Here is a 25,599-nt window from a genome sequence, read left to right on the forward strand (position 1 = left end):
TCCAGAAACAGGTTCTTGGTGAGTCGACTTGCCTGGAACTCCTACACCATAGCGCCAAACCGCCTCAGAACTATAACCTGTTCTAGTCTGAGCCCCGTGGAGGTGTGATGTACGACGTGATCGTCGTCGGCAGCGGCGCGGCGGGCATGACAGCCGCGCTCTGCACCGCTCGGAACGGCCTGCGGACCCTGATCATCGAGAAGGCCGCGCACTACGGCGGCTCGACCGCGCGGTCGGGCGGAGGCATCTGGGTGCCGAACAACGCCGTGGTCGCCGCCAACGGCGTGCCCGACTCCCCGGAGCGGGCCAGCACCTACCTCGCGCACATCGCTCCGGACGTCCCGGAGGAGCTGCGGGAGGCGTTCCTGGACGCCGGACCGGCCATGCTGGCGTTCGTCTGCGCTCACACGCCGCTGAAGTTCCGTTGGGTGCGTGAGTACTCCGACTACTACCCGGAGGCGCCGGGAGGGCAGCCGCGCGGCCGCTCGGTCGAACCGCTGCCGTTCACCGCATCGCTGCTGGGCGAGGAGGTCGAGGACCTCGAGCCGCCGTACGTGCCGACGCCCGCGGGCATCGTGATCACCCAGACCGACTACCGCTGGCTGACCCTGATCGGCAGGCATCCGCGCGGCATCCTCACCGCCGCCAAGGTCTTCGCGCGCCGGTTCCTGCCGGGCCGCCACCTCACCATGGGCCAGGCGCTGACGGCAGGCCTGCGTGCCGGGCTCAAAGCGCTCGACGTCGAGGTCAGGCTCAACACCGCGATGACCGACCTGCACCACGAGAACGGTCGTGTGGCCGGAGTTCTGGTCGGCGAGCAGGTGATCCTGGCGAAGCACGTGGTGCTGGCGTCCGGCGGGTTCGAGAACAACGAACGCATGCGCAAGCAGCACCAGGACATCGGTACGGAGTGGACGGTCGGCGCCAAGGCCAACACCGGGGACGGCATCGAGGCCGGGCAACGGGCCGGAGCCGCCGTAGGACTGATGGACGACGCCTGGTGGGGCCCGTCGGTCCCACTGCCGCGCGGCCCGTTCTTCCTGCTCGCGGAACGGTCCCTGCCCGGCTGCGTGCTGGTCGACAAGACCGGCCGCCGGTTCGTGAACGAGGCCGCGCCCTACATCGACGTGGTCAACGCCATGACCGGCGACACCTGGCTCGTCTTCGACCACTCCTACCGCGGGCGCTACCCGTTCTGCGGCATCCCGCCCCGGCGCCCGCTGCCCCGGCGCTGGAAGGACACCGTGCTCACCGCGCCCAGCCTGGAGGAGCTCGCCCAGGAAGCCGACCTGCCGGAGCTGACCGAGACCGTCCGGCGGTTCAACACACTGGCGGTGGACGGCGAGGACGTCGACTTCCACCGGGGCGACAGCGCGTACGACCGCTACTACGGCGATCCGCGCACCAAGCCGAACCCCAATCTCGCGCCGCTGACCACCGGCCCGTTCTACGCGGTCAAGATCGTGCCCGGTGACCTCGGCACCAAGGGCGGCCTGCGCACCGACGTCCACGCGCGCGTGCTGCGCGAGGACGGTTCGGTGATCGACGGCCTGTACGCGGCGGGCAACACCAGTGCTTCGGTCATGGGCCACACCTACGCGGGCGCGGGAGCCACCCTCGGACCGGCGATGACGTTCGGGTACCTCGCCGGCCTCGACATCTCTGGAGGAGAGCGATGACGCAGGACAGCGTGCGGACGATCGACGCGGGCACGCCTCCAGCGAGGTTCGCGCGCGGCTGGCACTGCCTGGGCCTCGCGAGCAGCTTCCGCGACGGCAAACCCCACGCCATCGAGGCTTTCGGCACGAAGCTCGTGGTGTTCGCGACCGAGGACGGCAAGATCAACGTCCTGGACGGGTACTGCCGGCACATGGGCGGCGACCTCACCCAGGGCACGATCAAGGGCAACAACATCGCCTGCCCGTTCCACGACTGGCGCTGGGCGGGCAACGGCAAGTGCGTCGACATCCCCTACGCCAAGCGGGTTCCGTTGAGGGCGCGCACCCGGTCGTGGATCACCCTGGAGGAGAACAAGCAGCTCTTCGTGTGGAACGACCCGCAGGGCAACCCGCCGCCCGAGCACATCACGATCCCGCGCATCGAGTCGGCGTTCAGCGACGAGTGGAGCAACTGGACCTGGGACTCGGTCGTGATCGACAACGCGAACTGCCGCGAGATCATCGACAACGTCGTCGACATGGCCCACTTCTTCTACATCCACTTCGCGTTCCCGACGTACTTCAAGAACGTGATGGAGGGCCACGTCGCCTCGCAGTACCTGACGACGCGCGGCCGTCCGGACGTCGCGATGGGCTCGAACTACACCGGTGACGTGGAAGTCCGGTCGGAGGCCGCGTACCACGGGCCGTCCTACATGATCGACTACCTGTGGAACGACTACAAGGGCATCGAGATCGAGACGGTGCTGATCAACTGCCACTACCCGATCTCGCCGACCTCGTTCAAGCTCCAGTGGGGCGCGATCGTGAAGAAGCTGCCCGGGGTGGACGACGAGCACGCGGACAAGATCGCGAGGAAGTTCGCGCGCGGCATCGGCGTCGGGTTCCTGCAGGACGTGGAGATCTGGCAGAACAAGTCGCGCATCGACAACCCGTTGCTGTGCGAGGAGGACGGGCCGGTGTACCAGCTCCGCCGCTGGTACGAGCAGTTCTACGTCGACGTCGAGGACGTCAGCGACGACATGGTGCGGCGCTTCGAGTTCGAGGTCGACACGAGCCGGGCGATCGAGGTGTGGGAGAAGGAGGTCGCGGAGAACCTCGCGCGCCAGGAGTCGGCGACGTGAGCGAGCGCGACGAGTTCCTCGCCGGTGGCATGGTGCCGGTGGGGTGCGACTGCGGGAACCGGGTGCTGGTGAAGAAGAACAGCCCGCAGCACACGAGCGTGCAGTGGCTGTCCGACACCCGTGACTGCCCTGAGCTGTGCGGCGCGCGGGCGGCGCTCGTGCCGACGTGCCTGCGGTTGCGCGACAGCATCGAGAAGGCCGTGCGCGAGGGAACGCTGGAGGTCGCCGATGGCTGAGGTGCACCGGCTCCGGGTCGACGCCGTGATCGAGGAGACCGCCGACGCGCGCTCGTTCGTGCTGTCCGGGGTGGACTTCGCGGTGAGACCCGGGCAGTTCCTGACCGTGCGGGCCGGTGACGTGGCGCGCTGCTATTCCCTGTCCAGCGCGCCCGGTGAGCCGTTGAAGATCACCGTCAAGCGGACGCCGGACGGGTACGGGTCGCACTGGATGTGCTCGTCGCTGGCCGCCGGGACGGAACTGGACGTGCTCGCTCCGGCCGGGGTGTTCACGCCCTCGTCGCTGGACGGGTCGTTGCTCGCGTTCGCGGCGGGCAGCGGGATCACACCGGTCATGTCGATCGTCCGGGCGGTGCTGACCCAGGGCTCGGGGCGGGTGTTCCTGGTCTACGCCAACCGGGACGAGGCTTCGGTGATCTTCGCGCGCGACCTCTCCGAACTGGCTCGGCAACACCCGGACCGGCTGACCGTGGTGCACTGGCTGGAATCGGTGCAGGGTCTGCCTTCGGTCGCGGGGTTACGGGCGTTCGTCCGCGACTGCGACGAGGCGTTCGTGTGCGGACCCGGTCCGTTCATGGAGGCCGCGCGCAAGGCTCTGCACGACGCGCCGGTCGTGCACGTCGAGAAGTTCGTGTCGCTGTCCAGTGATCCGTTCTCGGCCGTGGTCCCGGTGGTCGACGACCGGCCGGACGCCGTCGTCGAGGTCGAGCTGGACGGTGAACGGCACCGGTTTCCCTGGCCCGCCCGGACGAAGCTGCTCGACCTGCTGCTGGAGAAGGGACTCGACGCACCGTACTCGTGCCGCGAGGGTGCGTGCAGTGCGTGTGCGTGCCGGCTGGTCGAGGGCGAGGTCAAGATGCTCAACAACGACGTGCTCGACTCCGAGGACATCGCCGAGGGCATCGTGCTGGCGTGCCAGTCGGTTCCGGTCACCGACACCGTGAAGATCAGCTACGAGTGAGGGGCGCCTGATGCCGATCGATCCTTCCGTCGCCGTCGGGGCGGAGCTTCCCGAGATCAAGTTCTCCTGGACCGAGTCCGACGTGCTGCTCTACCACCTGGCGCTGGGGGCGACCGAGCTCCGTTACGTCTACGAGCAGGGCCTGCGGGTGCTGCCGACGTTCGGCGTGGTGGCGCCGCGCTTCCACGAGACCGCGCCGCCCGCCGTGTCGTTCCCCGGTGTCGACATCGACCTGGCCCGGGTTCTGCACGGCACGCAGGAGATCACCGTGCACGCGCCGCTGCCCGCCGAGGGCGAGGCCGTGCTGCGGACGCGGATCGCGGACGTGTGGGACAAGGGCAAGGCCGCGGTCATCGTGCAGGAGTCGACGGCCGTGGCGCCGGACGGCGCCGCGCTCTACACGACCCGGTCCAGCATCTTCGCCCGGGGCGAGGGCGGTTTCGGCGGCGACCGGGGACCGTCGGGCGAGGTGGAGGTGCCTGATCGCGAGCCGGACTTCGTGATCGAGACACCGACCCTGCCGCAACAGGCCTACCTGTACCGGCTTTGCGGTGACCGCAACCCGTTGCACGCCGATCCTGACTTCGCGCGGCGGGCCGGGTTCGACGCGCCGATCCTGCACGGGCTGTGCACGTACGGCGTGGTGTGCCGGGCGGTGGTCGACGCGGTGCTCGACGGGCCGGAGCAGGTGGCGTCGTTCGGGGCGAAGTTCGCGGGCGTGGTGTTCCCCGGCGAGACGCTGACCACGCGGGTGTGGCGGGACGGTCCGCGGCTGGTGCTGACGACGTCCGCCGGGGACCGTCCCGTTCTCGCTGACGCGGTGCTAACCCTGGCCGAGCACTAGGCCGCTGGTCGGGACGCCGGTGCCGGCGGTGACCAGGACGTGCTCGACGCCGGAAACCTGGTTCACCGCGGTGCCGCGGATCTGGCGCACTCCCTCGGCGATGCCGTTCATGCCGTGCAGGTAGGCCTCGCCGAGCTGGCCGCCGTGCGGGTTGAGCGGGAGCGTTCCGTCGAGTTCGAGCGCACCGGACGCGACGAAGTCCTTGGCCTCGCCCCGCCCGCAGAACCCCAGCTCCTCGAGTTGGACCAGGACGAACGGCGTGAAGTGGTCGTAGAGCACGGCGACGTCCACATCGGACGGACCGATGCCCGACCTCTCCCACAGCCCTCTCGCAACGACACCCATCTCGGGCAGCCGGGTGAGGTCGTCGCGGTAGTAGCTGGTCATCGTGAACTGGTCCACGCCGCTGCCCTGCGTCGCCGCCCTGACGTGCGCGGGCCTGTTCGGCAGGTCGCGGGCTCGTTCGGTCGAGGTGACGACCAGCGCGACTCCCCCGTCGCTCTCCTGGCAGCAGTCCAGGAGCCGCAGCGGTTCGGCGATCCAGCGGGACGACTGGTGGTCGTCCAGGGTGATCGGCCGGTCGTGGAACCACGCGTGCGGGTTCGTGGCGGCGTGCTTGCGGTCGATCACCGCGATCCGCCCGAAGTCCTCGCTGGTGGCGCCGTACTCGTGCATGTACCGGCGGGCGAACATGGCGACCATCGCGGCCGGCGTGCCCAGGCCCATCGGGTACGACCAGCTGTTGTCGATGTTGGCCGCCGCCGCGGTCTGGACCTGCCCGAACCGGTGCCCGGAGCGTTCGTTGAACGCCCGGTAGCAGACGACGACCTCCGCCGCGCCGGTCTCGACGGCCATCGCGGCCTGCTGGACCGTCGCGCACGCCGCCCCGCCGCCGTAGTGCACGCGGCTGAAGAACGTCAGCTCCGGGATGCCCAGCTCGCGCGCGACGGCGATCTCGGCGTTGGTGTCCATGGTGAAGCTGACCAGGCCGTCCACATCGGACGGTTCGAGTCCGGCGTCGTCGAGAGCGGCCCTGACCGCCTCGGCGGCGAGCTGGAGCTCGCTGCGGCCCGAGTCCTTCGAGAAGTCGGTCGCACCGATGCCGACGATCGCGGCGTTCACGCGGGCACCTCGATCTTCACGGTTCCGGTGACGTGGTCGCCGTGCGCGGTCCGGCCGACGACCTCGATGGTCAGGTCCTGCTGCTCGCGTTCGACGACCTGGCCGAAGAACTTCAGCGTGTCGTAGGCGAAGCAGGGCGCGCCGAGCTTGATGTTCACCTGCCGCACCAACGCCTCCGGGCCCGCCCAGTCCGTGACGTAGCGCTGCACCAGGCCGGTGGTGGTGAGGATGTTGATGAAGATGTCCTTCGAGCCGCGCTGGACCGCCAGGTCGCGGTCGTGGTGCACGTCCTGGAAGTCGCGGGTGGCCAGCGCGGTGCTGATCACGAACGTCGGGGTGGCCTCGACGTGCCACTCGGGCAGGGAATCACCGATCCGCACGGGGCCTCCAGCTGGGCATCGTCAGCTCGTCGTCGACCTTGGTGAACACGACCTCGACTCGTTGCCCGACGCTGGGCTCGCCGTCCAGCTCGCCCAGCATCCGCACGCCCTCGTCCAGTTCGACCAGGGCGATGACGAACGGGGTCTGCTTGCCCGGCACCTGCGGGTGGTGGTGCACGACGTAGCTGTAGACCACGCCGTAGCCCTCCGACACGAGGTACTTCGGTTTGGTGGCACCGCATTCCGGGCACATCGGGCCTGGTGGGTGGCGCAGCAGGCCGCAGCCGCCGCACCGCTGGATCCGCAGCTCGCCCAGCCGGGTGCCTTCCCAGAAGTACTCGGTGTCGCGGTTGACGGACGGCCGGATCGCCTGCGTCTTCGGGGCTTCCTGCTTCGGTTCGGGCTTTCGCGCGGGCTTGAACTTCAGCACCCGGAACCGCATCTCGGCGACGGCCTCGTCGCCGACCCACCAGGTGCTGCGCGTCGTCACGAACCAGCCTTCGCCGAGCCCGGTCCTCTTCGGCCCGGTCACGTCCTCCAGGCTCGTCGTCACCGACAGGTGCTCGCCGACCTTGAGATAACGGTGGTACGTCTGCTCGCTGTTCGTCGCGACGACCGACGTGTAGCCGGCCTCGTCCAGGATGGTCATTATCGCGCCGAGCGGGTCGTCGAGGGTGCGCTGGCCGTGCAGCCCGGCCATCGTCCACACCTGGACCATCGCGGGCGGCGCGACCTCGGTGTAGCCGGGGTGTTCGTCGCCGAGGGCCTCGAGCCAGTTGTTGATCATCGGCAGGTTGACCGGGTCGCGTGCCAGCCGCGGTGCGCTTTCGCCCTGTTCGGCGATGCGCGCGGCCTCCTTCTCGATGTCGATCATCGCACCACCCGCGGTAGTCCGAGCCCGATGTTCGCGATCAGCTCGCGCTGGATCTCCTGCGCTCCCCCGCCGAACGTCAGCACGAGGTTGCGCCGCGCCTGGACGTCGAGCCACTTTGTCAGTTCGGCTGGAGCGCCGTGCCGTCCTACCAGCTCCTCCAGCAACCGGCCGACGTGCTGGGTCCGGTCGGCGGCGAACACCTTGGTCGCCGAGGCGTCCGCGACCTCGACCTCACCTCCGGCGACCTGCCAGTTCAGCAGCTCGTTCACGCGGTGGACCGCCCGTGCCTCGGCCAGCACCCTGCGCACGTCGGGTTCGTCGAGGAGCTGACGTTCCGACGCCCAGCCGTGGACCCGCTCGACCAGCGCGCCGAGCCGGCCGGACGGGCCGAGCATCACGCGTTCGTGGTTGAGCTGGGTGGTGATCAGCCGCCAGCCCTTGTCCTCTTCGCCGACGCGGCGGGACTCGGGCACGCGGACGTCGTTGTAGTAGGTGGCGTTGACGTGGTGGGCGCCGTCGCAGGTGATGATCGGCGTCCAGGAGTAGCCGGGGTCGGTGGTGTCGACGATGAGGATCGTGATGCCCCTGTGCCGCGAGTCCGGCGCTCCGGTGCGGCAGGCCAGCCACACGTGGTCCGCGTCGTGACCGCCGGTCGTGAACGTCTTCTGCCCGTTGACGACGTAGTGGTCGTCTTCGCGGACGGCCTTGGTGCGCAACGCGGCCAGGTCCGTGCCCGCGTCCGGCTCGGTGTAGCCGATGGCGAAGTGCAGGTCGCCGCTGAGTATCTTCGGGAGGAAGAAGTCCTTCTGCTCCTGGGTTCCGTATGTCTGCAGCGTCGGTCCGACGGTCTGCAGCGTCACGTACGGGAGCGGAACGTCCGCGCGGGCCGCCTCGTTGACGAAGATCTGCTGCTCCACCGGCCCGAACCCCAGGCCGCCGTACTCCTTCGGCCAGCCGACGCCGAGCCTGCCGTCGCGACCGAGCCTGCGCACCAGCTCGCGGTACGTCTCGCCGTGCCGTTCGGTGAGCATCGCCTCGCGTTCGGCGTCGGACATGACGGTCGCGAAGTACTCGCGGAGCTCGTCGCGCAACTTGCGTTGCTCCGCGGTGAGGTCAATGAACATCGATGGCTCCCAAGCGGTGCTCCACTCCGCCGACGAACCGCGTCAGCTCCTTGGCCATGCCGTAGTAGCGGTGCATCGGGTAGGTGATGTCGAGCCCGAGGCCGCCGTGCAGGTGGTGACAGGTGTGCACGGCCGGCAGGGTTTCCGCCGCGAGCCAGTAGGCAGCCGTGTCCAGGTCGTTGTCGTCAAGGCTCCACGCGGCGGTCAGCGCGGCCAGGTGCAGGGTGCGCGAGGCGATGTAGACGTCCGCGACCAGCAACGCGGCGGCCTGGAAGGTGGCCAGCGGTTTGCCGAACTGGTGGCGGGTGCCGACGTGCTTCACCGTGAGGTCGAGGGCTCCGGCCAGAACGCCGTCCGCGATCGCGCAGGCTCCGGCCAGCGCGAACCGGCGGATGCCCTCCGCCGCGCCTTCCAGCAGCTCACCGCGGGCGCCGTCAAGACGCACAGTCCCGTCCGATGTGGACACGCCGGGTTGTGCCGGGTCCACGACGAAGACGCCGTTGTCCGTGCTGACGAGGATCCGGGAGGCTTCGGCCGCGTACGGCACGTTGATCTTGACGCCGGAGATGCCGTCCGGACCTGCCGTGGTGGCGGGTGCGGCTGGTAGCGGTCGCGACGGCTCGCTCAGTGCCGCCGTCAGCACGCCGTGCTGTTCGGTCACCAGCGGCAGCAAGGCGTCCTGCTGCCCCGGCGTTCCGTACCGCACGATCGGCAGCACGCCCAGCGCGAGCGTGGCCAGCGCCGGCACGTCCACCGCCCGGCGGCCGACCTCGGTGAGCAGCACGGCCGTCTCCAGCACGCCGAACCCGTCACCACCGAGCCGTTCTGGAACGGCCAGGGCCAGCAGCCCCGCCTCCCCCAACGCCTTCCAGGGGGTGGCGCTCTCCCTGCCCAGCACGTCGGCCGCCAGGGCGGCGATCTCTCGCTGGGTCTCGTCGAGCTGGAAATCCATCACGGCTCCCTCGGTAGACCGAGAATTCGCTCGCCTGCCAGGTTCATCAGCACCTGCGTCGTTCCGCCCGCGATGCTCAGGCAGCGCGACAGCAGGAACTCGTGCATCAGCTCGTTGTCCGTGGCACCGCCCGGCCCGAGCAGCTCCACCGCGAACTCGGCGACGTCCTGCCGCTGCCGCACCCCGGCGAGCTTGCGCACGCTGCTCTCCGCACCCGGCTCCTGCCCGCTCAGCACCCGCAGACTCGCCCGCAGGTCCAGCACCGACACCGACAGACCCTGCGCCACCAGGGCACCCAGCCGTTCCGCGTGGTCAGGAGCGGCCGGGGACTTCAGGACGTTCTCCAGCGGCTCGCCGAGCGCCGAGCCCATCGCGACGCGTTCGTTCGCGAGGGTCGTGCGGGCGAGCCGCCAGCCGTCGTTCACCGCGCCGACCACGCAGTCGTCCGGCACGAACACGTCGTCGAGGAAGACCTCGTTGAACCGCGCGTCGCCGGTGATCTCCCGCAACGGCCGGACGTCGACACCGGCGGACCGCATGTCGACCAGGAAGTACGTGATGCCCTTGTGCTTCGGCACGCTCGAGTCCGTGCGGGCCAGGCAGATCGCCCAGTCGGCCTGGTGCGCGAGCGACGTCCACACCTTCTGCCCGGTGAGCTTCCAGCCGCCGTCTGTTCTGAGAGCCTTGGTGCGCAACGACGCCAGGTCCGAGCCAGCCTCGGGTTCGCTGAACAGCTGGCACCAGGTCAGCTCGCCGCTCAACGTCGGTGGCACGAACCGTTCCTGCTGCTCGGGCGTTCCGTGGCGGAGGATCGTCGGCCCCGCCCAGCCGCCGATGACCAGGTCCGGCCTGCGCACCCCGGCGCGGGCGAACTCGCTGTCGATCACCATCTGCCTGGCCTGGTCGGCGTCCTGCCCGTACGGCCTGGGCCAGTGGGGCACGAGGAACCCGCTGGCCGCCAGCCGTTCCCGTTGAGCGGCGGCGTCGAGTCCGGCGATCTCCTCCGCGAACTTCCGCGCTTCGGGATCCGGCTCGACCTGGACGGTGAGCGACCGCCGTGCCCCGGCCAGCGCCAGCGCGGCGACACGCCGGCGCCAGAAAGCCACACCGCCCGCGAGCTGCTGCAGCGCCAACGCCCGGCGGAGGTAGCGGTGCGCGTCGTGCTCCCAGGTGAACCCGATGCCGCCCAGCACCTGGATGCAGTCCTTGGCGTTGCGGACCGCCGCGTCGAACGCGACGGCACCCGCCACCGCGGCCGCCAGCGGGTGCTCGTCGTCGCCGACCGACCGGGCGGCGTCCCAGGCGACCGACGACGCCTGCTCCGCGCGGCACAGCATCTCCACGCAGAGGTGCTTCACCGCCTGGAACGACCCGATGACACGCCCGAACTGCCGGCGTTGCTTCGCGTGCTCCACAGCGGTGTTCAGGCACCACGCGGCGACTCCGCTCGCCTCGGCGGCCATCAGCGTCACCGCGAGATCCGTCGGGTCGGCCACCGCCTCACCCGGCTCGCCGACCACCACCGACCCGAGCGAACGTGAGTGGTCCACGGCTTCCAGCGGGGTGACGGTCGCCTGCGCGGCGGGCACGAGCATCCAGTTGTCCGTTTTGAGCAACAGGTGCGTCGCTTCGGCGGCACCGACCACGTGGTGCGACGAGAACCCGAACCCGGCGACCCCCTCGAAGTCCGGGAACAGCACCGACACCAGCGCCGTGGGCAGCAACGGCCCCGGCACCAGGTTCTCGGCCGCCCGCTCCAGCATCACCGCGAGATCGGCGACCGTGCCGCCCTCCCTCGTCACCTCGAAGAACCCGACCTCGACGAGATCTGCCCACTCACCCTTGGCGGCGTCCACGCTGTCGCGCAGGGCGCGTTGTTCCCCGGTCGTGGCGATCGGCATGCGGCCTCCTCCAGTACGTGAAGAAGTTTATAGAACGTGTTCTATTTCCGGCAACAGATCATGGCCGCCAAACCGATCGAGTATGATGCGAACGCAGCTGCAACACGTTCCAGGAGGATCATCTCCGTGTCACCTTCGAAGTCGCGCACGGACGCGCTCATGGCGGGCGACGAGCTCAGCTCGGCGGCCCAGCGCGAGCGTCGCAAGCGGATCGTCGACGCGACCATCGCGCTGGCGTCCAAGGGCGGGTTCGACGCCGTCCAGATGCGCGCGGTGGCCGACCGGGCAGACGTCGCGCTGGGCACGTTGTACCGCTACTTCCCCTCCAAGGTCCACCTGCTCGTGTCGAGCCTCGCGGTGGAGCTCGAACGCGCCCAGGAGAAGATGGACCGCACCACCGTTCCCGGCGATTCGCCGTACGAGCGCGTGCTGTTCGTGCTCGGCCGCATCACCAGGGGCCTGCAGCGCAACCCGCACCTCACCGAGGCGATGACACGCGCGTTCACCTTCGCGGACGCCTCCGCGGGCGCCGAGATCGACCGGGTCTCGCTGCTCATGGAGAGCATGTTCACCAAGGCGATGAGCGATGACGCGCCGACCGAGGAGCAGAAGGCCATCGCCCGAGTGATCGGCGACGTGTGGCTGTCGAACCTGGTCGCCTGGGTCACCCGCCGCGCCACCGCGACGGACGTCGCGAACCGCCTCGAACTCACGGTCCGCCTGCTGCTGAAGTGAGTCGTCCCGCGGGATGACCCTGGGGTCACACCGCCGAACGATGCCGGCGCACGCGGCCACCACTACCGTCTGTCCTATGAAGACGCTCGTGGTCGTCCTCGCCGTGCTCGCCTTGGTGGGCGGCGGAACCGTGCTGCTGGTGCACCACCACGGCGGCTGGACGACGCTGACCGGCAAGGCCTGGGCCATCACCTACGAGGTCTCGGCGCAGCCCGCCGAGACGCTCGTGGAGGTGACGTACTCGGAGTCGGCCACGCGCTACCGCAAGGAGACACCGCGGCTCGTCACCACCGAGAAGCCGCTGCCGTGGACGTTCGAGGTCGTGATCAACGCCGGCGAGAGGGCCCAGGTCTCCGCCACGCCCAAGGCCCGCCAGGTGCTGACGTGCCGCATCCTGCTGGACGGGGTGGAGGAGCTCACGTCGGCGACCGGGCAGCCTGGTGAGACGGTCAGCTGCGACTCCGTGACCGGTACCTGATCACCGGCGGCACCACGATGATCGTGACGACCGCTATGACGACGTAGGTCCACGGCTCTTCGATCCCGAGCACGCCCATGGTGACACCCACCACGAGCCCGAGCACGATCAGACCGACCACGATCAGCGCCTGTTCTCCGCCTCGCGACACGAGAACCGCCCCTTTCCCCCGCGCCGGCACCCCCAGGCACCGGCGATCCCCCTCCGGATCGGCCGGTCGCGGTCCACCTCAAACCCGGGCTCAGTTGCGCGCGGTCGTCGTGGACAGGACGAGGTTGCCCGGGCACGGCGACGTCAGGTGCGGCCAACCGTCGAAGTACTCGTTCCACTGCTCCCGGGAGGCCCGGAGACCGACGGCGCCGTCGCACACGAGCTGGGCCGCACGCTGCGGATCGAAGTTCCACTGCCTCAGCAGGGTGCTCTCGCCCACGGTGAGCAACGTCAGGTCGCGGAACTCCATCTTCACGACCTTGCCGCCGGTGTACTCGGCGGTCTTGTCGAACAGGTCCCACACGACGATGCGCCCGTCGTCGCCCGTGCTGGCCCACCTGCGCTGCCCGCCGCCGGCGATGGCCGTGACGGGACCGGTGTGCGCGGCGACGACCTTCCGTTCTGTGCCGTCGCTGAGGCTCCAGACCCTCACCTCGCCGGTGGCCCCGCCCGTCAGGAGAAGACCGGGAGTGCCGGAAAGCTTCCCGAAGCTGGTCGGTGCCCCACCGGGATGCGTGATGTCCAGCCGCGGCACCGAGAGATTCGCCCTGTCCCAGACGTGGATCACCGCGCCTTCGACCGTGACCAGCAGGTCCGAAGTGGACAGAGTGCCGCGACCACCCGGCAACGTGCCCAGAAGCCGCGGCGCACGGGGATCCGTCAGGCTCCACAACGAGGTCGACGTGTCACCCGAGGTCAGCAGTGTCGTCCTGTCCTCGCCGAACTCGGTGCTGGAGAAACGTCCCGGCAGCGTCGCGAGCTCCCCGCCGGACGACCACAGCCGCACGACCTGCTCGCGGTCGACGGTCGCGTAGAACCTGCGATCCAGGTCCGCGCTCGCCTGGGCGCCGCCGCGCAGCGGTTCCGACAGGCCTGGCACCCGCGTGGTGTCCGCCGCCTGGTTCGTGAACACGGCGGACACGACGCCCGAAGTCATGTCCTGCCGGAGAAAAGCCGGGCCTGGGAGCACGGCGACCGTCTCGCCCTCCTCGCCGACGACACCTCCGGTCGCCATCGCCGTCGCCTGGACCAACGCGTCCCGCGTCGTCGGCGACCTGTCCAGCTGGTACCCGGCGAGTGCTACGTGCGCGGCCAGCTCAGGACTGGTTCCGGTGAGCTGCATGGCCTCCATCGCGGCCGCGTTCGCCCGCGACACGGTCCCCGCGCGTTCGTCGGAGTAGCTCCTGAAGGTGAGCATGCCCAGCAACACCACGATCAACAGCGCCAAAGCTCCTTGGAGCAGCAGGAACGTGCGCGACCGCCGAGCTGAGCGCTGCGTGCGCGCGTATTCCTCCGCGTCAGCGTCGACGCTCTCGTCGAGGAACGTCTGCTCGGTGGTGTTGAGCGGCGGCTTCGTCTCCCACGACCAGTCCGCCAGCACTTCGAGTCGTGCTCCGCGCAGCAGCGAACCTCGATCGCGCCCGTGCCGTTCCCACGTCGCCGCCGCGTCCGTCAGTTCGCGATGCAGCCGTTGGCCGTCACGGTCGTGCGCCAGCCAGTCGCGCAGCCGGGGCCACGAGCGGATCAACGCCTCGTGCGTGATCTCGACGCCTTCACGGGTGCGGGTCAGCAGCCGGGCCGCGGTCAGGCTTTCCAGGACGCTGGTCGTGGCGGCGGCGTCGTCGATCTCGGCCATGGTGACGCGGCGTTTGGTGTCCTCGGTGCCGTCGCCGAGGGCGGACAGCCGCAGGAACAACGCCCTGGCGATCTCCTGCTCCTCCTCGTCGAACCGGTCGAACACCGCGTCGGCGCTCTGCGCGAGAGCGCCCTGAAGGCCGCCGGCGTTCTGGAAGGCGGCCGTGGTCAGCGCGTTGCCCTGACGACGGCGCCACGTCTCCAGCAGCGCGTGGGACAGCAGCGGCAGCATGCCCGCGTGGCCGTGCACCTCGCTGATGAGCGTGGCGACCAGGGCGTTGTCGACCGTGCACTGCGCGGCGCGGGCGGGCTGGACGATGCAGCGCCGCAGTTCGTCCGGTGTCATCGGGCCGACCGTGACCATCGCGTCCTGCATGGCCTCGACCAGTCCGGCGTGGACGCCGCAGCGGGCGTAGAAGTCGGCTCGCACGCCGATCAGCACACGGGCGCTCGTCCGGGCGGCCAGGAGCACGGTGAGGAACCGTTCCCGCTCCTCCTGGTCCTGGCACAGGGTGAAGACCTCCTCGAACTGGTCGACGACCAGCACCGGTTCACCGTCGAGCTGCCGCACGAGCAACGCCACGTCGTCCGGGCGGGCGACGAGATCACCGTGGACGGACGGCGCGCTCAGGCCCGCGGCGCGGGCCAGCTGCACGGCCAGCTCTTCGAGGGGGTGCGCTCCCGGCGTGAAGAGCAGGACGAGGCCGGGCAGCCGGGGAACCAGGCCTGCGCGCAACACCGACGACTTGCCCGATCCGGACGGGCCGAACACAGCGAGGAACCGGTTCCTCGCCAACCGGAGTTCCAGGTCTGCCACCAGCTTCTCGCGTCCGAAGAAGCGATCCGCGTCCGCGACCCCGTAGGCCGGCAGACCGCGGTACGGCGGTTCTCCGCTCTCCTCGCAGAGCTCGGGAGTGGCTTTCCGCTCCTCGGCCGCCAGCGAGTGCCAGCGCTGCTCCCATTCACCCTCGTCACCGCCGCAGGCCTGCACGAACGCGCGCGTGACCGCGAGGCTGGGCAGCCTCTTCCCGCCGGCCGCGTCCGACAGGGCCGATGCCGAGTAGTGCGTCAGCCGGGCCAGTTCCCGATAGGTCGGGGCGTTCGCCTTGTCTCTGAGCAACCGCAAGTCGACCGCGAAGTCGACGAGAGCGGACCCATCACGTTCCAGCGGACTTTCCCGGCGCGGCACCGCACTCCTTCAAGAGGTGAACGGCGCCGATTGTCCGGAAATACTTGTCAGGTGTCCAGGACAGCGGCGGGCCCCGGGCAGGTGCGCCCGGGGCCCGCCGGTCGTCAGACGTTGTCGGTGTGCGTGACCCCCGCGTTGCGGTAGTCCTGCACCGCGGTCTTCACCTGGGCCGGGCTCAGCACCTGGTCCTTGGCGAAGTACACGTAGTCGACCTCCTGCTGGTAGGCCCGCTCGGCACTGCTGCCCTGCAGGCCGCCCGAGATGAACCACAGGTTGAAGTTGATCGACATCGGCGTCTCCGGGTAGTACTTGTCGCCGTGGTCGGCGACCAGGTTGCCGTCGATGTAGTACTTCACCCGGCCGTTCGCGACCTGGAAGACGAGGTCGTGCCAGCCGTTGTAGCTCTGCCGCTGTTCGTTGTGGATGTTGTCGGCGACCCACGGTTCGTTCTGGTAGGTCTCCCAGGTGGTCTCGTACATGACGTTGGCCGGCTCACCCCAGCCGCCGTTGGGCAGGTACTCGAAGTCGATCTCGCCGTAGTTCGGCGCCATCGGCGCGTCGAGCGGGGTGATGGTGAAGAACGTCTGCACGACGTGGTCGCCGTCCGGGCCGAAGACCGGCGCGTCGCTGAACTTCACGCGCGACGCGTAGGTGCCCTCGAAGAACTTGCGCTGGTGGTACAGCTCGGTCTGCTTCGCGGCGGAGCCGTTGTTCCACGAGTCGAGGCGCATGACCTTCTGGCCTTCGACGGTCGGGAACGTGATGCGCGAGGCGTCCCATTCGGCACCGGGGACACCGGGGCCGCCACCGCCCGAGCGGACGGTCCAGCCGCGCTGGCCGATCCGCGAGTCGCTCGAGTTGTTGTAGGCGAAGTCGTCGAACAGCTTGGGGCCGTTGGGGTTCGGCGCCGTCGTCGTGGTCGTCGTGGTGGTGGGCGGGCTGCCGCCGGGCGGGGTGCCCCACAGCAGCGTGCCGCCGCGGTGGACCGTGATGTTGTTCCACGCCGAGTAGGAGCTCTGGTTGCGGAACGAGTAGTCGTCGGTCTGCGTGATGGGGCCCCAGTTGGTGCGGTAGAAGCGGAGTTGCAGGTCACCGGAGTCGGCGCCGGCGTTGAGCGTGCCCGCACCGGAGGTGAAACCGACCTCCAGGTAGCGGTCGGCCGGGCCGCCGGTCAGGGTGCCGAACTGGCCGGTCACGTTGCCGCAGCCGCGCACGGCCCACGAGCAGGCGAACCGGTAGCCGACGTCGGGGGTGTCGCTCTTGAAGTAGTAGCGGATCTTCAGGTCGGACAGCGGCACGCTCGTGCTGCCCGAGTTGACCAGCTTGAACCACGGTTCGGCCTGGTCGGTCGTCGCACCGGACGCGCTGGTCCGGTACTGGGCGGTGATCGCGTCGGCGGCGAACGCGTTCGGTGCGACGGCCAGCGCGGCCACCGCCAGCGCCGCGCAGGACGCGGCTAGGAGTGCTCGCAACGTTCTCTCCTCATTTCGGCAGGGACGGACAGGGCGGCGAGCCTGGACGAGTGGAGGCGCATCCGGGTGGTGAAGCCCTCCCACTCGGGGCGCTGGGACCAGAGGGTGTCGGCCAGCGCGGCAAGACGGGGAAATGCCAGGTATTCCAGGTGGTCACGGGAACGGACGTGCTCGGTCCACAGCTGGCACTGGGCGCCGAGCACGCCGTCGGGCAGCGGCACGTGGTAGACGTCGCGGTCCGTCACGACGAACCCGGGCTGGCCGGGTGGTTCGTGCGGGCCGTCCGACTGCGGGTAGTCGAGGTAGGTGGAGGTGTGCGGGGCCATCACGACGGGCTGGCCCTGGTCCAGTGCCTTGGCGGCCTGGGTCTCGTCCTTCCACGGCATGAGGACGGAGCGGGGGTCGCCGGTCGGTTCCCACGCGGCCGGGACGCGGCCCCGGTCGAGCAGGTACCTGCTCGCCTGGCGGAGGAACTGGCCGTGCACGTCCTCCGGCAGCAGGCATTCGTCGCCGCCGACGTGGACGTGCTCACCGGGGAACACCTCCAGCACCTCGGCCAGCACCTCGCGGACGAAGCCGATCGCGTGCATGCCGAAGGCCGCGTCGCTGATGCCCCAGCGGGTCCAGACGGACAGCGGTTCCGGTGCGATGCCGAGATCGGGATAGGCGGCCAGTGCCGCGCGGGCGTGGCCGGGCATCTCGATCTCCGGCATGATCCGGATGCCGCGTTCGGCGGCGTGTGCGACCAGCCCTTCGAGCTCGGTGCGGGTGTAGGTGCCGCCGTGCGGGACGCCGTCGCCGTTGGTCTCGGTGCGCCAGCCGCCGACCGAGGTCAGCAGCGGGTGCGCGGGTACCGGCATCCGCCAGCCCTGGTCGTCGGTGAGGTGCAGGTGCAGGACGTTGAGCTTGTGGAACGCCATCAGGTCGATGAACCTGCGCACCACGTGCACCGGCTGGAAGTGCCTGGCCACGTCGAGCATGAACCCGCGCCACGGCAACCTGGGCAGGTCGCGGATGTCGACGCCGGGCAGCGTCCACTCCACATCGGACACCCTGCTCGGTCGCAGTGCCTGTGCCGGCAGGAGTTGCCGGATGGACTGCACGCCGTGCGCCAGGCCGTTCGGCGTGCCCGCGCGCAGCAGGACGCCGTGCTCGGTGACCGTGAGCGCGTAGCCCTCCGCGCCGAGTCCGACGAGCTTGGCGTCCAGGGCGAGGAAGATCTGGCCCTGGTCGGCGATCGGCAACGGGAGTCCGGTGGCGGGTCTGAGCAGTGCGCGCAGGAGTCTCGCGGCGGGTTCGGCGCCGGGTGTGACGCGCACGCTCGTGGCGTCGTCGAGCGTGAACCCCTTGCCGCGGCGCACGATCCTGGTCGGGAGTGGAACGATCACCCCTTCACCGCCCCTCCGACGATGCCGGTGGTGACCCGGCCCTGCAACACGATGAAGATCAGCAGCACGGGCAGCATGAACAGCGTCGACGCGGCCATGGTGGCCCCCCAGTCGGTGCCGAAGGTGTTGTTGAACGAGGACAGCCAGACCGGCAGCGTGCGGTCGTCCTGGTCCTTGATGATCAGCACGTTGGCGAAGGCGAACTCGTTCCACGCGGTGATGAACCCGAACAGCGAGGTCGCCAGCAGACCGGGTGCGAGCAGCGGGAACACGACCTTGCGGAACGCCTGGCCGCGCGTGCAGCCGTCGACCTGCGCCGCCTCCTCCAGGTCGGCCGGGATGGCGGCGAGGAACCCGCGCAGCGTCACGATGGTGAACGGCAGCGTCATCATGAAGTAGACGAGCGTGAGGATCCAGAGCGTGTCGAGCATGCCGGTGTCCCTGGCGATCACGTAGATCGGGATGAGCAGCGCCTCCCACGGCGTCATCTGCGCGACGAACACCATCAGCACGAACGCCCTGCGGCCCTTCCACTGCAGCCGCGCGATCGCGAACGCCGCCAGCAGGGCGACCAGCAGCGCCAGGAGCACCGCCCCGCCCGCCACCAGGAGGCTGTTGCGCCAGAACGAGAAGAACCCCTTCGCGGCGATCGCCGTGCCGAAGTGGTCGAACGTGATCGGGAGGGGCAGGAACGTCGGTGTCGCGCTCTGGATGTCCTTGGTGGGCTTGAACGCGGTGAGCACCATCCAGTAGACGGGGAACACCGACAGCACGAACACGACGAGCGCCGCCGTGGTGCGCGAGATCCGGCCGATCATGCTTCCCGCTCCTGCCGGTAGAGCTGGCGGAAGTACGCCAGCAGTGCGAGGACGAGCAGCACCACCATGAGCATCGACACGGCCGCGCCGAGGTCGTAGCGCTGCAACGACTGCGCGACCTGGAAGGCGTAGACCGGCAGCGTCGTGGTGGCCTGGCCGGGACCGCCCTGGCTGATCACCCAGATCTGCACGAAAGCCTTGACGACCCAGATCACCTCCAGGCACGTGATCAGTCCGAACATGGCGCGCAGCATGGGGAAGGTGATGGTCGAGAACACCCGCCACGCGCCGGCGCCGTCCATGCGCGCGGCCTCGTACAGCTCCTGCGGCACGGTGATCATCGCCGCGTACAGCGACAGCGCGGCGAACGGGACGGACTGCCAGACGATCAGCGTCACGAGGATGCCGAACGTCGCCTCGCCGTCCGCGAACCACGTGTAGTCGCGGTACTCCTCGAAGCCGAGTGCGACCAGCGCCCAGTTCACGACGCCGAGGCGGGACTGGAAGAGCCACTGGAACACCGTGGTCGCCGCGATGATCGGCGTCGCCCAGGTGAGCACGAGCCCGCCCATCACGAGGAACCTGAGCCCCTTGCCGAGGCGGACGAGCAGCAGCGCGACCAGCGTGGACAGCACCATGATCAGCACGACGTTGATCGCGGTGAACCAGAGCGTCCGCCTGACCACGGCCCAGAACTCGGGGTCCGACAGCACCTTCACGTAGTTCGCGAGACCGACGAACTTCGCGTCGCCGCGCACGAGCTGCGGCAGTCCGAACTCCTGCAGCGAGATGATCACGTTGCGGACCAGCGGGTACAGCAGCAGGTACGCGGTGGTGAGCAGGGTGGGCGCGATCAGGAGGTACGGCAGGACGGGTCGTTTGCGGCGCTTCGGCGGGGCCGATGCAGTCTCCTGCACCGGCCTCTCGGCGAGGAGCGTCATTTGCCGGAGTTGAGGGCTTGGGTGATCACTTCGTCGGCCTTCGCCGCGGCCGTCCGGGGATCGGCGCCGGTGAGGACCGCGGTCTGGAACTCCTTGATCGGGTTGCGGGCCTCGACCGCGGCCCAGTTCGGCGAGTTCGGCGTGGCGAACCCGTTGGCCGCACCGGCCGCCATCGCCGCGGTGCCGGGATCACCGCCCACCGAGGACGCGAGCGACTTGCGGTTCGGCACGTAGTTCATCGCCTTCGCGAGCTCCACCTGCCACTTCTCGCCGGCGAGCGCCTTGACGACCTCGTACGCGCCGTCCTGGCGAGAGGACGCCAGCGGGACGATGAGGTCGGAGCCACCGGTGAACACCGCACCGGGCTTGTCCGCCGCCTTGCCGGGGATCGGGAAGAAACCGATCTTGCCCTCCAGCGCCGGGTTGGCCTTCGTGACGAGCTTCGCCGCGCCGGGCACCGCGATGAACTGCGCGACCTTTCCGCCCGCCACGACGTTCGTCTGCTGGGGCTTGGCCTCGTCGGAGTCCTTCGGGCCGTCGCCGAGCGCCTGGAGCTGCTTGTAGAAGTCCATGCCCGCCAACGCCTCCGGCGTGTTGAGCGAGCCCTTCCACCGGTCGCCGTCCTGCCGCGCCAGGTCACCGCCCTCGTCCCAGACGAACCCGGACAGCGTGTACCAGTTCTGGCCGGGCAGGTAGATGCCCTGCTGATCGCCCTGGTCGAGCTTGGCGGTGGCGGCGAGCCACTCCTCGCGCGTCTTCGGGGGCGTGACCTGGGCCGCCTCGAACAGGTCCTTGCGGTAGATCACGACCCGGTTGGCCGCGTAGAACGGGATCCCGAACTGCTTGCCGTCCACCGAACCGGGCTCGCTCAGACCCGGGATCCAGTCGTCGCCCTGCAGCTCGGCCTTCTTGGCGGACAGGTCGGTGACACCCTTGCTGGCCACGTACTGGGCGACCTGGGTGTTGCCGACCTCGATCACGTCGGGCGGATCAGTGCTGGCCAGGGCGCTGGTCACCTTCTGCGTGATGCCGTTCCACTCCTGGATCTGGATCTTCAGGTCGAGGTTGGCGTGATCGCGTTCGAACTCGCTCTCGAACTTCGACACGAACTCCTCGGTGGCCGTGTCCTTCATGAGCCACACGGTGATCTCCTGCTTCTCACCGCCGCCCGCGGACGAACCGCAGGCGGACAACGTGAGCGCCAGGACGAGTAAGGCAGCGGAGCGCGACACGACTCACCTCTCGCTGGGATGTGACCAATTGGTCAGGTCCGATGGGAGCGGTTAGAAAGTGGCATAGACCACTTCTCAGGTCAATCCCCTGGTTGGATCCGTGAGAGCGCTCTCGATCTTCAACAGTCTGGTTACTTACCAGTGGTATGCCATACTGGCCGCCGACCGAGCGGAGGGGCATGGCCGAAGCGATCCTCAAGCGCGAGCAGGTCCGCGACTACCTGCTCGAGCTCATCGAGACCCACCCCGCGGGTGCCCCGATCCCCGCCGAACGCGTGCTGTGCCAGCGGCTCTCGGTCTCGCGCCCCACCGTCCGCTCGGCCGTCGAGGAACTGGTCAACACCGGCCTGCTCGTCCGCCAGCACGGCCGCGGCACCTTCGTGGCACGCGCCAAGATCACCCAGGAGATGGTCTCCGACACGGGATCCATGTCCCTGCCCCAGGCCGGCGGCACGTGGTCGTCCCGCGTGCTCGAACACGCCCGAATCCCGGCCGGCGCCAGGGTAGGCCGCCGCCTGCACCTCTCCCCCGCCGCCGACATCCACTACATCGCCCGCCTGCGCCTGGTCGACGGCGAGCCGATGGCGTTGGAGCACCTGCACGTGCCCGCACTGGTCGCGCCCGCGTTGACGTTGCACGACATGGAGTCCGGCGACTTCTACGACCGGCTGCGCGAGCACGGCGTCCACGTTTCCGAGGCCGTGCAGTCGATCGAGCCCACGGTGGTGAACGACTCCGAGGCCTCGCTGCTCGGAGTTCCCGTGCTGGCACCGGCCTTGCTGTTCGAGCGGCTGACCACGGACGCCGAGGGCCGGCAGGTCGAGTACGTGCACTCGATCTACCGCGGGGACCGGTACCGGATCGTCTCGCGGCTGACGCTCGGGGCCTCGCCGCGCAACAGCGTGGACGTGCAGGCGCGGGTCAGCGGCAACCCGTTCTGATCACATGAACCGGGTGCTCTGGCTGTCGACGAAGTTCTGCGCCTTCTCCAGGGCGTGCGACGCGTAGGTGCCGCTGGCGCGCGCGTCCAGCAGGGCGTTCTGCTGCGCGTCCGCCATCATCCGCTGCAGCTCGAAGCGTTGGTGCATGGACATGTCCGGGTCCTGCTCGGTAAGCTTCTTCTCGATGCCCTCGCTCATCGCGACGATCCGCTCGAGGGTCTGCTCCAGCAGGTGCTCGTCGAACGGCTCCCCGTTCTCGCGGCACAGCGTCGAGCTCTCCAGCAGTGTGCGGCTCGCCGTCACCAGTTCGCCCGCCAGCCTGGCGTACTCGCGGCGTTCGTGGTCCTCGTCGTTGCCGCGGATGCCCAGCCACCTGATGACCAGGGGCAACGTGCCGCCCTGCACGACGAGCGTGAGGATCGCGACGGTGAAGGCGATCAGGATCAGCTCGGAGCGGTACGGCAGGTCCTCGGGCAGCGTCTGCGCCGCCGCCACCGTGACGACGCCGCGCATGCCCGACCAGGCGAGCACCGCGCCGCCGCGCCAGCTGAGGCCTTCGCTCGCGTAGAACGCCACGTCGGCCTGTTTGCGTTGCAGCATGCGGATTCCGCGGTCGTACCGCTTCTCCTCGCCGGGCGTGGGCCCTCGCGCGGTGAAGCGGTCCACGAAGGACTCCAGCTTGCCGGTGAACGCGTCCGCGCGGCGTTGCTGGCGGCGCAGCAGGGCGATGACCGGGATGGTGAACGCCACGCGCAGCACGACCAGCGCCACCGTGGCCAGCGCGCCGAGCACGAGCGCCCGCGCCACCTCGTCGTCCGCCACGGCACCGATGACCGACGTGAGCTCGAAGCCCATCAGCAGGAAGACGCCGTTCTCCAGCAGCAGCTGGATGGTGCGCCAGTTGGTGCGTTCGGAGATGCGGTCGTGCGCGGTGAACCTGCGCGCGCTCTGGTGGCCGGTGATCAGCCCGGCCACGACGACGGCGATCACGCCGGACGCGTGCACCTCCTCGGCCGGGATGAACGCCAGGAACGGCACCACGTAGGAGATCGCGGTCGTGAGCACGGGCTGGCCCTGGATCCGCGCCCGCGCCCACACCGTCACGACGCCGACGGCGGCACCGATCGCGACACCCACCGACACGGCGTAGGCGAAGTCGCCCAGTGCGCTGCCGAACGACACGCTGGCGGTGATCGCGACGATGGCCGTGCGCAGCAGCACGAGCGCGGTCGCGTCGTTGACCAGCCCTTCGCCTTCGAGGATCGTGACGAGGCGGGGCGGCAGGCCGAGCTTCTTGCCGATCGACGTGGCGGCGACCGCGTCCGGCGGACTGATCACGGCGCCGAGCGCGAGCGCGGCGGCGAACCCGATCTCCGGCAGCAGCCACCAGATCAGCAGACCGGTGCCGAACGCCGATACGACCACGAGCAGGACCGACAGCGCGCCGATGGTCGCGAAGTTGCGCCTGAAGTCGACCACCGGCACGTTCACCGCCGCCGAGTACAGGATCGGCGGCAGCACGACCACCAGGATCCACTCCGGTTCGACGAACAGGTGCGGTGCGCCCGGCAGCTGGCTGCAGCCCATGCCGACGAGCACGAGCAGCACGGGCGCGGCCACGCCCAGTTTGGGCGCCACGTACGACACCACGACGATGATCAGCACGGCCGCGACGGCGAGCAAGGCCCATTCCTGCATGACGTGCAGTTTGTCTGATCGGAACGGACCTCGCCCGCGCAGCCACGCCGGTCAGGAGGCGGGGAGCACGTGGCGCCCCTCACGATCGGTGCTCAGGCACAGCGAGCAGATCTCACCGCCGAGAGCGCTGGCCGTCATGTCCGGCCGCTCGTACGACTCCCCGCACACCACGCAGTCGTACCGCGTCGCGCTCGGGTTGCCGTCCTCGTCGAGCATCGGCTCCGCGATGCCGTCGTCGGTGCGGCGCAGGTAGAACCGGCCGCGAGTGAGGACCGCGAGCAACGGCGTCAGCACGATCGGGATGCCGACCGCGACCAGCGGCGAGTACGGCTGGACCGCCGCGCCGAACAGTCCGAAGTAGACCGAGATGGACAGGATCGACGAGGCGAGGAACGACCCGACGCCCACCGGGTTCACCGCGAACAGCATGCCGCGGCGGAACTCCGGCTGCTTGGGCGACAGCTTCAGCAGGTACTTGTTGATCGCGATGTCCGCGGCGACCGTGACGACCCACGCCATCGCGCAGTTCGAGTAGAAGCTCAGCAGGTTGTTCAGGAAGCTGAACATGTCCGCTTCCATCAGCACCAGCGCGATCGCGAGGTTGACCAGCACGAACACCAGCCGCCCCGGGTAGTGCCTGGTGACGCGGGTGAAGGAGTTCGTCCACGCCAGCGACCCCGAGTAGGCGTTCGTGACGTTGATCTTCACCTGGCTCAGCACCACGAGCACCAGCGCCAGCGGCACCACCAGCCACGGCGGCATGAACTGCTTGAACACCCCGGTGAACTGTTCGATCGGCTCCACCGCGGCGACCTTGCCGACCGCGTCGAGCACGTAGATCGCCATGAACGCGCCGATCGCCTGCTTGAGCGCGCCGAACACCACCCAGCCGGGGCCGGCCATGATCATCGACGTCCACCACGCCCTGCGGTTCTCGGCGGTGCGCGGCGGCATGAACCGCAGGTAGTCGATCTGCTCGCCGATCTGCCCCATCAACGACAGGCAGACGCCCGCGCCGAGCATGACCGACGCGGTGTTCACGCCGGTGTCGCCGTACGCGAGCCAGCGGCCCACCGAGTCCGGGTCCGCGATCACCAGGTAGAGCAGCGGCGCCACCATCAGCAGCAGCCACAAGGGGTTCGTCCAGCTCTGCAGCTTCGCGAGCACCCTCATCCCGTAGATCACCAGCGGGATGATCACCAGTGTCGACGTGAGGTACCCCAGCCACAACGGCAGGCCCAGCGCGTACCGCAGGCCCTGCGCCATGATCGAGCCTTCGAGCGCGAAGAAGATGAACGTGAAGCTCGCGAAGATCACGCTGGTGATCACCGAGCCGTAGTAGCCGAAGCCGGAACCACGGGTGATCAGGTCGAGGTCGATGTTGTACCGCGCCGCGTAGTAGGCCAGCGGGAACCCGGTCACGAAGATGACGATCGCCGCGAAGCCGATGGCCAGCAACGCGTTGCCCGTACCGTGCGCGAGGCCGATGCCCGCGCCGATCGAGAAGTCCGCCATGTAGGCGATGCCGCCCAGCGCGGACGCCCCGACGACGGCGGGCGTCCAGCGGCGGTACGTCCTGGGCGCGAACCGAAGGGTGTAGTCCTCGAGCGTCTCTTTGGACGCCGCAGGAGCCGGAACGCGCTCCACAACCTCTTCAAGGGTCAT

The 25,599-nt window shown here is 69.3% G+C and carries 23 protein-coding genes; 8 read left to right on the forward strand and 15 right to left on the reverse strand.

The window, feature by feature from the left end:
* Window positions 1–107: 107 nt before the first annotated feature.
* The 5 genes from DFR72_RS27115 to DFR72_RS27135 are packed head-to-tail and all read left to right on the forward strand — an operon-like array spanning window position 108 to window position 4,844.
* Window positions 108–1,679 carry an FAD-dependent oxidoreductase gene (locus tag DFR72_RS27115; RefSeq protein ID WP_090063327.1) on the forward strand — a complete coding sequence of 524 codons (1,572 nt, stop codon included), beginning with the start codon at window positions 108–110 and terminating at the stop codon, window positions 1,677–1,679.
* Window positions 1,676–2,803, forward strand: a complete 1,128-nt coding sequence (locus DFR72_RS27120; protein WP_090063329.1) for a 3-ketosteroid-9-alpha-monooxygenase, oxygenase component — start codon at window positions 1,676–1,678, stop codon at window positions 2,801–2,803. Before DFR72_RS27115 ends, DFR72_RS27120 begins: the two co-directional genes overlap by 4 nt.
* Complete coding sequence (locus tag DFR72_RS27125; protein ID WP_030481678.1) at window positions 2,800–3,039, forward strand: hypothetical protein; 240 nt, start codon at window positions 2,800–2,802, stop codon at window positions 3,037–3,039. Before DFR72_RS27120 ends, DFR72_RS27125 begins: the two co-directional genes overlap by 4 nt.
* A complete protein-coding gene (locus DFR72_RS27130) occupies window positions 3,032–4,000 on the forward strand; it encodes a ferredoxin--NADP reductase (protein WP_090063331.1) in 969 nt (322 codons plus the stop codon). The genes DFR72_RS27125 and DFR72_RS27130 overlap by 8 nt, the downstream gene beginning before the upstream one ends.
* A gap of 10 nt (window positions 4,001–4,010) precedes the next feature.
* A complete protein-coding gene (locus DFR72_RS27135) occupies window positions 4,011–4,844 on the forward strand; it encodes a MaoC/PaaZ C-terminal domain-containing protein (RefSeq protein WP_090063333.1) in 834 nt (277 codons plus the stop codon).
* Here the strand turns inward: DFR72_RS27135 and DFR72_RS27140 are convergent.
* The 6 genes from DFR72_RS27140 to DFR72_RS27165 are packed head-to-tail and all read right to left on the reverse strand — an operon-like array spanning window position 4,824 to window position 11,197.
* Window positions 4,824–5,966, reverse strand: a complete 1,143-nt coding sequence (locus DFR72_RS27140) for a lipid-transfer protein (protein ID WP_090063335.1) — start codon at window positions 5,964–5,966, stop codon at window positions 4,824–4,826. The two genes, DFR72_RS27135 and DFR72_RS27140, sit on opposite strands and share 21 nt — an antisense overlap.
* Complete coding sequence (locus DFR72_RS27145) at window positions 5,963–6,346, reverse strand: MaoC family dehydratase (protein ID WP_090063336.1); 384 nt, start codon at window positions 6,344–6,346, stop codon at window positions 5,963–5,965. Before DFR72_RS27145 ends, DFR72_RS27140 begins: the two co-directional genes overlap by 4 nt.
* Window positions 6,333–7,217 (reverse strand): bifunctional MaoC family dehydratase N-terminal/OB-fold nucleic acid binding domain-containing protein, encoded by an 885-nt coding sequence (locus tag DFR72_RS27150; protein WP_090063620.1) that lies wholly within the window; start codon window positions 7,215–7,217, stop codon window positions 6,333–6,335. Before DFR72_RS27150 ends, DFR72_RS27145 begins: the two co-directional genes overlap by 14 nt.
* Window positions 7,217–8,344: an acyl-CoA dehydrogenase family protein gene (locus DFR72_RS27155; protein WP_090063337.1), complete on the reverse strand. Its 1,128-nt coding sequence runs from the start codon at window positions 8,342–8,344 to the stop codon at window positions 7,217–7,219. Before DFR72_RS27155 ends, DFR72_RS27150 begins: the two co-directional genes overlap by 1 nt.
* On the reverse strand, window positions 8,334–9,296 hold the full coding sequence (locus DFR72_RS27160) for an acyl-CoA dehydrogenase family protein (protein ID WP_090063339.1): 963 nt from the start codon (window positions 9,294–9,296) through the stop codon (window positions 8,334–8,336). Before DFR72_RS27160 ends, DFR72_RS27155 begins: the two co-directional genes overlap by 11 nt.
* On the reverse strand, window positions 9,296–11,197 hold the full coding sequence (locus DFR72_RS27165) for an acyl-CoA dehydrogenase family protein (protein WP_090063341.1): 1,902 nt from the start codon (window positions 11,195–11,197) through the stop codon (window positions 9,296–9,298). Before DFR72_RS27165 ends, DFR72_RS27160 begins: the two co-directional genes overlap by 1 nt.
* 159 nt (window positions 11,198–11,356) lie before the next feature.
* Between DFR72_RS27165 and kstR the strand changes: the two genes are divergently transcribed.
* Both kstR and DFR72_RS27175 read left to right on the forward strand, forming a co-directional pair.
* Window positions 11,357–11,932 (forward strand): cholesterol catabolism transcriptional regulator KstR, encoded by a 576-nt coding sequence (gene kstR, locus DFR72_RS27170; RefSeq protein WP_245983567.1) that lies wholly within the window; start codon window positions 11,357–11,359, stop codon window positions 11,930–11,932.
* Window positions 11,933–12,008: 76 nt separating this feature from the next.
* Window positions 12,009–12,410 (forward strand): hypothetical protein, encoded by a 402-nt coding sequence (locus DFR72_RS27175; protein WP_090063342.1) that lies wholly within the window; start codon window positions 12,009–12,011, stop codon window positions 12,408–12,410.
* On the opposite strand, the gene DFR72_RS27180 is transcribed toward DFR72_RS27175, so the two are convergent.
* From DFR72_RS27180 to DFR72_RS27210, 7 genes are all read right to left on the reverse strand, one after another.
* Window positions 12,382–12,561: a hypothetical protein gene (locus tag DFR72_RS27180; RefSeq protein ID WP_090063345.1), complete on the reverse strand. Its 180-nt coding sequence runs from the start codon at window positions 12,559–12,561 to the stop codon at window positions 12,382–12,384. The two genes, DFR72_RS27175 and DFR72_RS27180, sit on opposite strands and share 29 nt — an antisense overlap.
* Before the next feature lie 90 nt (window positions 12,562–12,651).
* Complete coding sequence (locus DFR72_RS27185; RefSeq protein ID WP_090063347.1) at window positions 12,652–15,444, reverse strand: nSTAND1 domain-containing NTPase; 2,793 nt, start codon at window positions 15,442–15,444, stop codon at window positions 12,652–12,654.
* A gap of 104 nt (window positions 15,445–15,548) precedes the next feature.
* Window positions 15,549–16,916 (reverse strand): cellulose binding domain-containing protein, encoded by a 1,368-nt coding sequence (locus DFR72_RS27190; RefSeq protein ID WP_090063348.1) that lies wholly within the window; start codon window positions 16,914–16,916, stop codon window positions 15,549–15,551.
* Window positions 16,901–18,304 carry a beta-N-acetylhexosaminidase gene (locus tag DFR72_RS27195; RefSeq protein WP_090063350.1) on the reverse strand — a complete coding sequence of 468 codons (1,404 nt, stop codon included), beginning with the start codon at window positions 18,302–18,304 and terminating at the stop codon, window positions 16,901–16,903. The genes DFR72_RS27190 and DFR72_RS27195 overlap by 16 nt, the downstream gene beginning before the upstream one ends.
* On the reverse strand, window positions 18,301–19,122 hold the full coding sequence (locus tag DFR72_RS27200; protein ID WP_090063352.1) for a carbohydrate ABC transporter permease: 822 nt from the start codon (window positions 19,120–19,122) through the stop codon (window positions 18,301–18,303). The genes DFR72_RS27195 and DFR72_RS27200 overlap by 4 nt, the downstream gene beginning before the upstream one ends.
* The gene (locus DFR72_RS27205) at window positions 19,119–20,063 is read right to left on the reverse strand and encodes a carbohydrate ABC transporter permease (protein ID WP_090063354.1); all 945 of its coding nucleotides are present in this window, start codon (window positions 20,061–20,063) and stop codon (window positions 19,119–19,121) included. Before DFR72_RS27205 ends, DFR72_RS27200 begins: the two co-directional genes overlap by 4 nt.
* Window positions 20,060–21,295: an extracellular solute-binding protein gene (locus tag DFR72_RS27210; protein ID WP_211335547.1), complete on the reverse strand. Its 1,236-nt coding sequence runs from the start codon at window positions 21,293–21,295 to the stop codon at window positions 20,060–20,062. The genes DFR72_RS27205 and DFR72_RS27210 overlap by 4 nt, the downstream gene beginning before the upstream one ends.
* Window positions 21,296–21,474: 179 nt before the next feature.
* On the opposite strand from DFR72_RS27210, the gene DFR72_RS27215 reads away from it, so the two are divergent.
* Complete coding sequence (locus DFR72_RS27215; RefSeq protein ID WP_090063356.1) at window positions 21,475–22,236, forward strand: GntR family transcriptional regulator; 762 nt, start codon at window positions 21,475–21,477, stop codon at window positions 22,234–22,236.
* Here the strand turns inward: DFR72_RS27215 and DFR72_RS27220 are convergent, their stop codons facing one another.
* Together DFR72_RS27220 and DFR72_RS27225 are read right to left on the reverse strand one after the other, a co-directional pair.
* Window positions 22,237–23,934: a cation:proton antiporter gene (locus tag DFR72_RS27220; protein WP_090063358.1), complete on the reverse strand. Its 1,698-nt coding sequence runs from the start codon at window positions 23,932–23,934 to the stop codon at window positions 22,237–22,239.
* Window positions 23,935–23,985: 51 nt separating this feature from the next.
* Window positions 23,986–25,599 carry a purine-cytosine permease family protein gene (locus DFR72_RS27225; RefSeq protein WP_090063360.1) on the reverse strand — a complete coding sequence of 538 codons (1,614 nt, stop codon included), beginning with the start codon at window positions 25,597–25,599 and terminating at the stop codon, window positions 23,986–23,988.

Source organism: Lentzea flaviverrucosa (genome assembly GCF_003350445.1).
GTDB lineage: Bacteria > Actinomycetota > Actinomycetes > Mycobacteriales > Pseudonocardiaceae > Lentzea > Lentzea californiensis.

Coding starts and splice junctions, on each gene's coding strand:
- DFR72_RS27115 (WP_090063327.1), top strand. CDS start 108: ATGTACGACGTGATCGTCGTCGGCAGCGGCGCGGCGGGCATGACAGCC.
- DFR72_RS27120 (WP_090063329.1), top strand. CDS start 1,676: ATGACGCAGGACAGCGTGCGGACGATCGACGCGGGCACGCCTCCAGCG.
- DFR72_RS27130 (WP_090063331.1), top strand. CDS start 3,032: ATGGCTGAGGTGCACCGGCTCCGGGTCGACGCCGTGATCGAGGAGACC.
- DFR72_RS27135 (WP_090063333.1), top strand. CDS start 4,011: ATGCCGATCGATCCTTCCGTCGCCGTCGGGGCGGAGCTTCCCGAGATC.
- DFR72_RS27155 (WP_090063337.1), bottom strand. CDS start 8,344: ATGTTCATTGACCTCACCGCGGAGCAACGCAAGTTGCGCGACGAGCTC.
- DFR72_RS27160 (WP_090063339.1), bottom strand. CDS start 9,296: ATGGATTTCCAGCTCGACGAGACCCAGCGAGAGATCGCCGCCCTGGCG.
- DFR72_RS27165 (WP_090063341.1), bottom strand. CDS start 11,197: ATGCCGATCGCCACGACCGGGGAACAACGCGCCCTGCGCGACAGCGTG.
- kstR (WP_245983567.1), top strand. CDS start 11,357: ATGGCGGGCGACGAGCTCAGCTCGGCGGCCCAGCGCGAGCGTCGCAAG.
- DFR72_RS27175 (WP_090063342.1), top strand. CDS start 12,009: ATGAAGACGCTCGTGGTCGTCCTCGCCGTGCTCGCCTTGGTGGGCGGC.
- DFR72_RS27200 (WP_090063352.1), bottom strand. CDS start 19,122: ATGATCGGCCGGATCTCGCGCACCACGGCGGCGCTCGTCGTGTTCGTG.
- DFR72_RS27205 (WP_090063354.1), bottom strand. CDS start 20,063: ATGACGCTCCTCGCCGAGAGGCCGGTGCAGGAGACTGCATCGGCCCCG.
- DFR72_RS27215 (WP_090063356.1), top strand. CDS start 21,475: ATGGCCGAAGCGATCCTCAAGCGCGAGCAGGTCCGCGACTACCTGCTC.
- DFR72_RS27220 (WP_090063358.1), bottom strand. CDS start 23,934: ATGCAGGAATGGGCCTTGCTCGCCGTCGCGGCCGTGCTGATCATCGTC.
- DFR72_RS27225 (WP_090063360.1), bottom strand. CDS start 25,599: ATGACCCTTGAAGAGGTTGTGGAGCGCGTTCCGGCTCCTGCGGCGTCC.